This is a genomic window from Streptomyces sp. NPDC059454, from assembly GCF_042749965.1.
GTDB lineage: Bacteria > Actinomycetota > Actinomycetes > Streptomycetales > Streptomycetaceae > Streptomyces.
On the sequence record NZ_JBHYVC010000116.1, the window covers coordinates 1 to 7,731 of the forward strand.

Here is a 7,731-nt window from a genome sequence, read left to right on the forward strand (position 1 = left end):
CATCCGGTCGAGCTGTTCGGCGGGGTGCGCTTCCCGGCCATCGGCGAACTGCCGTACCTGCTGACCCTCGGGGGCCACGGCTTCTACTGGTTCCGCTTGCGACACGAGAGCACGGTGAGCAGCGACATGGTCGCTCCGTCCTGATGAACAGGGCTCGAGCCCGCCATGGGGGCACCTCCCAGGCCCTTCAGGCACTGGGGGAGGGTGGCTCGGTCGTCAACCGCACGCGCTTGTCGCGTGAGACCTTTCCGAGTGATCGGCAAGGACACGCTCCCGCTTCGGGCAGCGTGAACGCCCATGGTTCCGGCTCCGCATCCGCCGGTGAGGCCTCCGGCCACCATCAGGGCGGGACGGTTTCCCCCGTCCCGCCCTGGGCACCCTTCACCCAACCCGACGCTCCTCCGCAACCGACGCGGAAAGGACGCGACGCCATGTCGGAAGCCGTCACACGCACCGTCACGACACCGCCGGGCCTCCTTGCCTCACTGGACCCACTGCTGAGGGAGTGGCTGCCGCGGCAGCGCTGGTTCGCGGGCAAGGGCCGCCCGGTCACCGGGTTCGCCCTGGTCGCGGCCACCGAGCTGCTGCCGCCCACGGCCAAGCTGGGCCTGTACCACCTGCTCGTACGCGCGCACCAGCCACTCCAGCCGGGTCACGGCGGCCCCGAGCAGCCCGGCGACTGCTACCAGCTGCTCATAGGCGTGCGCGAGGCGCTGCCGCCCCGGCTCGCGCCCGCGCTGATCGGTCATGTGACGCGGGGCCCGCTGGCCGGACGGACGGTCTACGAGGCCCTGCACGACACCCGGCCCGCCGAACTGCTCCTGGAGGCCCTGCGCACCCGGGCCCGGATCGGCGGGCTCCGCTTCGAGCGGGACCCGCGCCAGGAGATCCGGTCCGGTCTGGTGCCGCGCCTGATGACCGCCGAGCAGTCGAACTCGTCGGTCGTCTACGGAGATACGTTCATTCTGAAGTTGCTGCGCCGGGTGCTGCCCGGGGTCAACCCCGACCTGGAACTGCCGCTGGCGCTGGCCCGCGAGGGCTGCCCCCGGGTGCCCCCGCCGACGGCCTGGCTGGTGGCGGACCCCGACGAGGCGCCCGGCCCGCCGCCCCCGGCCGAGCCGTACGTCCTGGGGGTGCTCCAGCCGTTCGTGCAGGGCGCGACGGACGGCTGGGAGCTGGCGCTGCGGGAGCTGGCCAAGGGGGAGGACTTCGTCGCCGAGGCACGGGCCATCGGACGGGCCACCGCCGAGGTGCACACCGCGCTGGCCCGCGCGCTGCCCACGGTCACGCTGGGGCACGCCCAGCTCCGTTCCCTGGTCTCCGGCATGACCGAGCGGCTCGAGGCGGCGGTGCACGCGGTGCCCGCGCTGCGGCCGTACGCGGACGGGCTGCGCTCGGCGTTCACGGCGCTGGACGATCTGGCCGCCGAGGGCCGCGTCTGGACCGCCCAGCGAGTGCACGGCGATCTGCACCTCGGGCAGTGTCTGCGCTCCCCCGCCGGTCAGTGGTCGCTGATCGACTTCGAGGGCGAACCGGCCCGTCCGCTGGCCGAACGCCGGATGCCGCAGCCGGCGGTGCGGGACGTGGCCGGCATGCTGCGGTCCTTCGACTACGCGGCGCGTTCGTCGAACCCGCCGCAGCCGGACTGGGCCGCGCGGTGCCGTGCGGCGTACTGCTCCGGTTACGCGGAGGCGGCCGACCGGGACCCGCGCACCGATCCGGTACTGCTGCGCGCGTACGAGACCGACAAGGCGGTCTACGAAGTGGTCTACGAGGCCCGGCACCGCCCCGAGTGGCTGCCCGTACCGCTGGCCGCCGTGCACCGGCTCGCCTCGACCGACCTGATCTGACCCATCCGACCCGCGTCCAGGAGGCCTCGCCCGTGACCCCCCGCCCCGAGTCCAGCGGTTCGCATCCGGAGCAGCCGGCCGAGCGACAGCCCGCGGCAGCCGAGCCGACGAAGAAGGCCGCGAAGAAGACGGCCGCGGCGGCGAAGGCCGTGACCAGGAAAGCGACGGAGACGAAGGCGACCGCGGCGCCGAAGAAGGCCACGGCCGAGAAGACCCCGGCGAAGAAGCCCCTGGCCAGGAAAGCCGCGGCCAAGAAGACCGCGGTGAAGGAAACAGCGCTGAAGAAGGCGGCAGCCAAGAAGGCGGTGTCCCCGGGGACGGCGGTGAAGAAGGCCACGGCCAAGAAGACCCCGGTCAAGAAGGCGGGGGCGAAGAAGGCGGTCGTGAAGGAGGCCGCCGCCGCGCAGTCCGCCCCGCCCGAGATGGAGATCGCCGTCTCCCCCGCCGTGGACGCCGCCGACCGGGAGCGGCTGCTGAACGGGACGCACCACGCCCCGCACTCCGTGCTCGGCGCGCACCCGGTACCGGGCGGAGTCGTCTTCCGGACGTTCCGGCCGTACGCCCTCGCGGTGACCGTCGTCTCCGGAGGCCTCACCGTCGAGCTGCACGACGACGGCGACGGCTTCTTCTCGGGACTGCTGCCGCTGGGCGAGGTCCCGGCGTACCGGCTGCTCGTCACGTACGAGGGCACGGTGCAGGAGACCGAGGACGCGTACCGTTTCCTGCCCACACTCGGCGAGCTCGACCTGCATCTGATCGGCGAGGGCCGGCACGAGGAGCTGTGGACGGTCCTGGGCGCGCACCCGACGACCCACCAGGGCGTCACCGGCACCCGGTTCTCGGTGTGGGCGCCGAACGCGCGCGGGGTGCGGGTGGCCGGCACCTTCAACTTCTGGGACGGCGCCGGCTTCCCCATGCGGTCGCTGGGCTCGACGGGGGTGTGGGAGCTGTTCGTGCCGGGGATCGGCGAGGGCGAGCTGTACAAGTTCGAGATCACCCGCCCCGACGGCTCCAAGACCCTGCGCGCCGACCCGCTGGCCCGCCGTACGGAGGTGCCGCCGGCCACGTCGTCGATCGTCACGTCCTCCGCGTACGAGTGGGGGGACGCGGCGTGGCTGGAGCGGCGGGCCGAGGCGCCCGCGCACCGGGCGCCGTTCTCCGTGTACGAGGTGCATCTGCCGTCCTGGCGACCGGGACTGAGCTACCGTCAGCTCGCCGAGCAGCTCCCCGCGTACGTCAAGGACCTCGGCTTCACCCACGTGGAGCTGATGCCGGTCGCCGAGCACCCCTTCGGCGGCTCCTGGGGCTACCAGGTCACCGGGTTCTACGCGCCCACGGCCCGCCTCGGCACCCCGGACGACTTCCGGTACCTGGTCGACACCCTGCACCGGGCCGGGATCGGCGTACTGATGGACTGGGTGCCGGCGCACTTCCCGCGCGACGAGTGGGCGCTGGCCGAGTTCGACGGCCGGCCGCTGTACGAGCACGAGGATCCGCTGCGAGCCGCACACCCCGACTGGGGGACCCTGGAGTTCGACTTCGGGCGGCGCGAGGTGCGCAACTTCCTCGTCGCCAACGCCCTGTACTGGTGCGAGGAGTTCCACATCGACGGGCTGCGCGTGGACGCGGTGGCCTCGATGCTCTACCTCGACTACTCGCGCGAGCCGGGCCAGTGGACGCCGAACGAGCACGGCGGCCGGGAGAACCTGGACGCGGTGGCGTTCCTGCAGGAGATGAACGCGACCCTGTACCGCAGGGTGCCGGGGGTCGTGACGATCGCGGAGGAGTCCACGGCCTGGGACGGCGTCACCCGGGCCACCCACCACAAGGGCCCCAGCGGTTTCGGCGGGCTCGGGTTCGGGCTGAAGTGGAACATGGGCTGGATGCACGACTCGCTCCAGTACATGAGCCACGAACCGGTCCACCGCCGCTACCACCACGGCGAGATGACCTTCTCGATGGTGTACGCCTACAGCGAGAACTACGTGCTGCCGATCTCCCACGACGAGGTGGTGCACGGCAAGCGGTCCCTGGTGTCGAAGATGCCCGGCGACTGGTGGCAGCAGCGCGCCAACCTCCGGGCCTACCTGGGCTTCATGTGGGCCCATCCGGGCAAGCAACTCCTCTTCATGGGACAGGAGTTCGCGCAGGGCGCCGAGTGGTCGGAGGCGCACGGCCCGGACTGGTGGCTCCTTGACCCGCACTACGGCGCGGAGGCCGACCACCGCGGGGTGCGCGATCTGGTGCGCGACCTCAACACCGTCTACCGGAACACCCCGGCGTTGTGGCGGTGCGACACCGAGCCGTCCGGTTTCCGGTGGGTGACCGGGGACGCGGCCGAGGACAACGTGTTCGCGTTCCTGCGGTACGACTCCGACGGATCCCCGCTGCTCGCGGTGTCGCACCTGGCCCCGGTGGTCCGGCAGGACTACCGGATCGGCGTCCCCGACGACGTGCCCGCCTGGCACGAGGTGGTGAACACCGACGCCGGCCGCTACGGCGGCGGTGACGTCACCCACCCCGACCCGGTCAAGCCGGAGCCGCAGGGACGGCACGGGTTCCCGGCGAGCGTCCGGCTGACCCTGCCGCCCCTGGCGACGGTGTGGCTGCGCCCGGCCTGAGCACCGGGTGGGTGACTACTGACTACGCCAGGGCGTCGGCCAGCGGCTTCGGCAGCGGCTCGGTGTGCAGGACGCCGAGCCGCTGGGTGGCGCGGGTGAGCGCCACGTACAGGTCGCTGGTGCCGTAGCGGTCCGGTTCGACCACGAGGACCGAGTCGAACTCCAGCCCCTTGGCCTGGCGCGGGTCGAGCAGCACGACGTCGTGCGCCAGATCGGGTTCGGCGCCCGCCGTCACCCCGTCGAGGCGGGCGGCCAGGGCGCGGTGCAGGCCGCGCGGGGCGATGACGGCGAGGCGGCCCTCGTGGGGGGTGAGTTCCGCGACGGCCTCGGCGACGGTGCCGGGCAGGTCGTCGGTGGCGCGGGCCCAGGGCCGTACGCCCGTGGAGCGCACCGAGCCGGGCGGCTCGAAGCCGGGGTGCTCCGCGCGGACCACGGCCGCGGCGACGTCCATGATCTCGGCGGGGGTGCGGTAGTTGACGCCGAGCCGGGTGTGCTCCCAGCGGTCCTCGACGTAGGGGGTGAGGATGTCCGCCCAGGAGCCGACGCCGCCCGCCTCCGAGGTCTGGGCCGGGTCGCCGACCAGGGTCATCGAGCGGGTCGGGCTGCGCCGCATCAGCAACCGCCACGCCATCGGGGAGAGCTCCTGCGCCTCGTCGACGATGATGTGCCCGAACGCCCAGGTGCGGTCGGCGGCGGCACGCTCGGCGGCGCTGCGGTGGTCGTCCTCCTCATGCCGTTCGGCGAAGCGCTCGGCGTCGATGATGTCGTGCGCGGACAGCACCTCGGAGGATTCCGGGTCGTCGTCCTCCTTGTCCTCGAACTCGAAGGTGCGGGAGGCGTACGAGACGTCCAGGACGCCCTGGGCGAAGGCGATCTGCGTCTGCCGCTCGCGTTCGGCCCGTTCGCGGGCGAGCCGGTCGTCCTCGCCGAGGAGTTCGGCGGCCTCGTCGAGCAGGGGCACGTCGGAGACGGTCCAGTGCCGGGTGACCGGGCGGCGGACCGCGGCGGCGTCCTCGTCGGGGAGGTACCCCTCGGGGGCGGCGAGGAAGTCGGCGACCAGGCGCTGCGGGGTGATCCTCGGCCACAGCCGGTCGATGGCCGACCAGACCCCGGGGTTGTCGGCGAGTTCGTCGCGGATCTGGGTGATGTCGCTGGGGTCGAGCAGGTTGGAGCCGTCGTAGGGGTCGGTGCCGATGCGTTCGGCGACCATGTCGGTGAGCGCGTTGAGGATGTGGCCCTCGAAGTGCTCCCTGGCCACGTTGTGGGGCAGGTTCGCGGCGCGGGTGCGTTCGCGGGCGACGTTCACCAGGCCGTCGTCGAGCATGAGGACCTCGCGGTCGTGCTCGATCGCGATCACCGGGTCGGGCAGCGCCTGCCGGTCGCGTACGACGTCGGCGAGGACGTCGGCCATCGCGGCGCGGCCCTTGACGGCCGCGGCTTCGGGGGTGTCGGTCCGGGTGGTCCTCACACCGGGGTACAGCTCGCCGACGGTCGCGAGGAGCACGCCGGTCTCGCCGAGGCTGGGCAGCACCTCGCCGATGTAGCCGAGGAACGCCGGGTTGGGGCCGACGATCAGGACGGCGCGGCGGGCCAGCAGCTCGCGGTGCTCGTAGAGGAGGTAGGCGGCGCGGTGCAGGGCGACGGCGGTCTTGCCGGTGCCGGGGCCGCCCTCGACGACCATGACCCCGCGGTGCGGGGCGCGGATGATGCGGTCCTGGTCGGCCTGGATGGTGCGCACGATGTCGCCCATGCGGCCGGTGCGCGCGGAGTTCAGCGCGGCGAGCAGCACGGCGTCGCCGGTGGGGTCCTCGTGGCCGGTGCGGGTCTCGTCGCCGAGGTCGAGGATCTCGTCGTGCAGGGCGGTGACCCGGCGGCCCTCGGTGGAGATGTGCCGACGGCGCCTCAGCCCCATCGTGGTGTGGCCGGTGGCCAGGTAGAACGGGCGGGCGACGTCGGCGCGCCAGTCGATGAGGACGGGCGTGCGTTCGGTGTCGTCGGCACGCAGGCCGATCCGGCCGATGTGGTGGGTGGCGCCGGAGGCGAGGTCGATCCGGCCGAAGCAGAGGGAGCCGTCCACGGCGTTCAGCGCGGCGAGCAGCCCGGAGCGCTCGGCGACGAGGATGTCCCGCTCCAGCCTGGCCTGCCGGGGGGTGTGGCCCTGGGCGAGCGCCTCCGTGACGGACACCTCGGCGTCGCCGCGCAGGGCGTCCACGCGTGCGTACAGTCCGTCGACGAATTGCTGCTCCTGCCGCAATTCGTCGTCCGGAAATTCGGTGTTTGACAATTCCGCTCCCGCCCGGATATACTGTGGTCATTGAACTTCACTACGACTTCTTTCGAGAATGAAGTCGCGAATCAATAAATATACGCAAAGAAAACCCCCGGGCGCAATTGCCCGGGGGTTTTCTTGTGCAGCGCACCAGGTCAGAGCACGTCCGCCAGCTCCTCCAGGAGCCGTCGCTTGGGCCTGGCCCCCACCATCGACCGCAGCGGCTCCCCGTCGCGGAACACCATGAAGGTCGGCATCGACAGCACCTTGTAGGCGTTGGTCGTATCCGGATTGGCGTCCACGTTCAGCTGGACGACCTTCAGCCGGCCCTCCTCCTCGGCCGCCAGCGCGCTCAGCACCGGCGCCATCTGCCGGCACGGCGGACACCAGTCGGCCGTGAACTCCACCAGTACCGGCAGCTCCGACCCGATCACCTCCGTGGCGAAGTCCGCGTCACTCACCTCGGGCACACCTCTCACCGCAACTCCCCTGCCAGTTCGCACACCGGTTCCGGACCACCCGGAACCGCCGCGTCGGCGGCCAGCCCGTCCCGCGCCTGCTCCGCGCGCGTCAGCTGCCGCCCGACCTTCTCCCGCACCGCCCGCAGCTCACCGATGAGCGCGTCGAGCTCGTCCAGCTTGCGCCGGTAGACCTGGAGCGAGGCGGGGCAGGAGTCGCCCTCGGGGTGCCCGGCCCGCAGGCACTCCACGAAGGGCCGGGTCTCCTCCAGGTCGAACCCGAAGTCCTGGAGCGTGCGGATCTGCCGCAGCAGCCTCAGATCGCTCTCGTCGTAGGTCCGGTATCCGTTGCCGGTGCGCCGCGCGGACAGCAGTCCGCGCGACTCGTAGTACCGCAGCGTCCGCGTGGTGGTTCCGGCGCGTGCGGCCAGCTCGCCGATTCGCATGGGGACGAACGTAAGCCTTGACGTCGGCGTCAAGGCAAGGGCGGACGGGACGGAAGAAGCCGAGCGGCCGGACCCACGGGGGTGGAG

6 protein-coding genes are annotated in these 7,731 nt (G+C 72.2%); 3 read left to right on the top strand and 3 right to left on the bottom strand.

Features of this window, described 5'->3' with window-relative positions; all coding sequences use genetic code 11:
- The 3 genes from ACFXAE_RS35835 to glgB all read left to right on the top strand — a co-directional run.
- Window positions 1-144 (top strand): alpha-glucosidase C-terminal domain-containing protein (locus tag ACFXAE_RS35835; RefSeq protein WP_384723806.1); only part of this gene is annotated, 144 nt, incomplete at its 5' end.
- 287 nt (window positions 145-431) lie between these two features.
- Entirely contained in the window at window positions 432-1,850 is a 1,419-nt protein-coding gene (locus tag ACFXAE_RS35840; RefSeq protein WP_384723797.1) for a maltokinase, read from the top strand.
- Between the two features lie 32 nt (window positions 1,851-1,882).
- Window positions 1,883-4,471, top strand: a complete 2,589-nt coding sequence (gene glgB / locus ACFXAE_RS35845) for a 1,4-alpha-glucan branching enzyme (RefSeq protein WP_384723800.1) — start codon at window positions 1,883-1,885, stop codon at window positions 4,469-4,471.
- A gap of 22 nt (window positions 4,472-4,493) precedes the next feature.
- Here the strand turns inward: glgB and ACFXAE_RS35850 are convergent, their stop codons facing one another.
- The 3 genes from ACFXAE_RS35850 to ACFXAE_RS35860 all read right to left on the bottom strand — a co-directional run bounded on the left by ACFXAE_RS35850 (window position 4,494) and on the right by ACFXAE_RS35860 (window position 7,644).
- Window positions 4,494-6,725 (bottom strand): HelD family protein, encoded by a 2,232-nt coding sequence (locus tag ACFXAE_RS35850; RefSeq protein ID WP_384723809.1) that lies wholly within the window; start codon window positions 6,723-6,725, stop codon window positions 4,494-4,496.
- A 170-nt stretch (window positions 6,726-6,895) separates the two neighbouring features.
- On the bottom strand, window positions 6,896-7,210 hold the full coding sequence (trxA, locus tag ACFXAE_RS35855) for a thioredoxin (RefSeq protein WP_384723812.1): 315 nt from the start codon (window positions 7,208-7,210) through the stop codon (window positions 6,896-6,898).
- Window positions 7,211-7,215: 5 nt separating this feature from the next.
- The gene (locus ACFXAE_RS35860) at window positions 7,216-7,644 is read right to left on the bottom strand and encodes a MerR family transcriptional regulator (RefSeq protein ID WP_384723803.1); all 429 of its coding nucleotides are present in this window, start codon (window positions 7,642-7,644) and stop codon (window positions 7,216-7,218) included.
- Window positions 7,645-7,731: the final 87 nt, after the last annotated feature.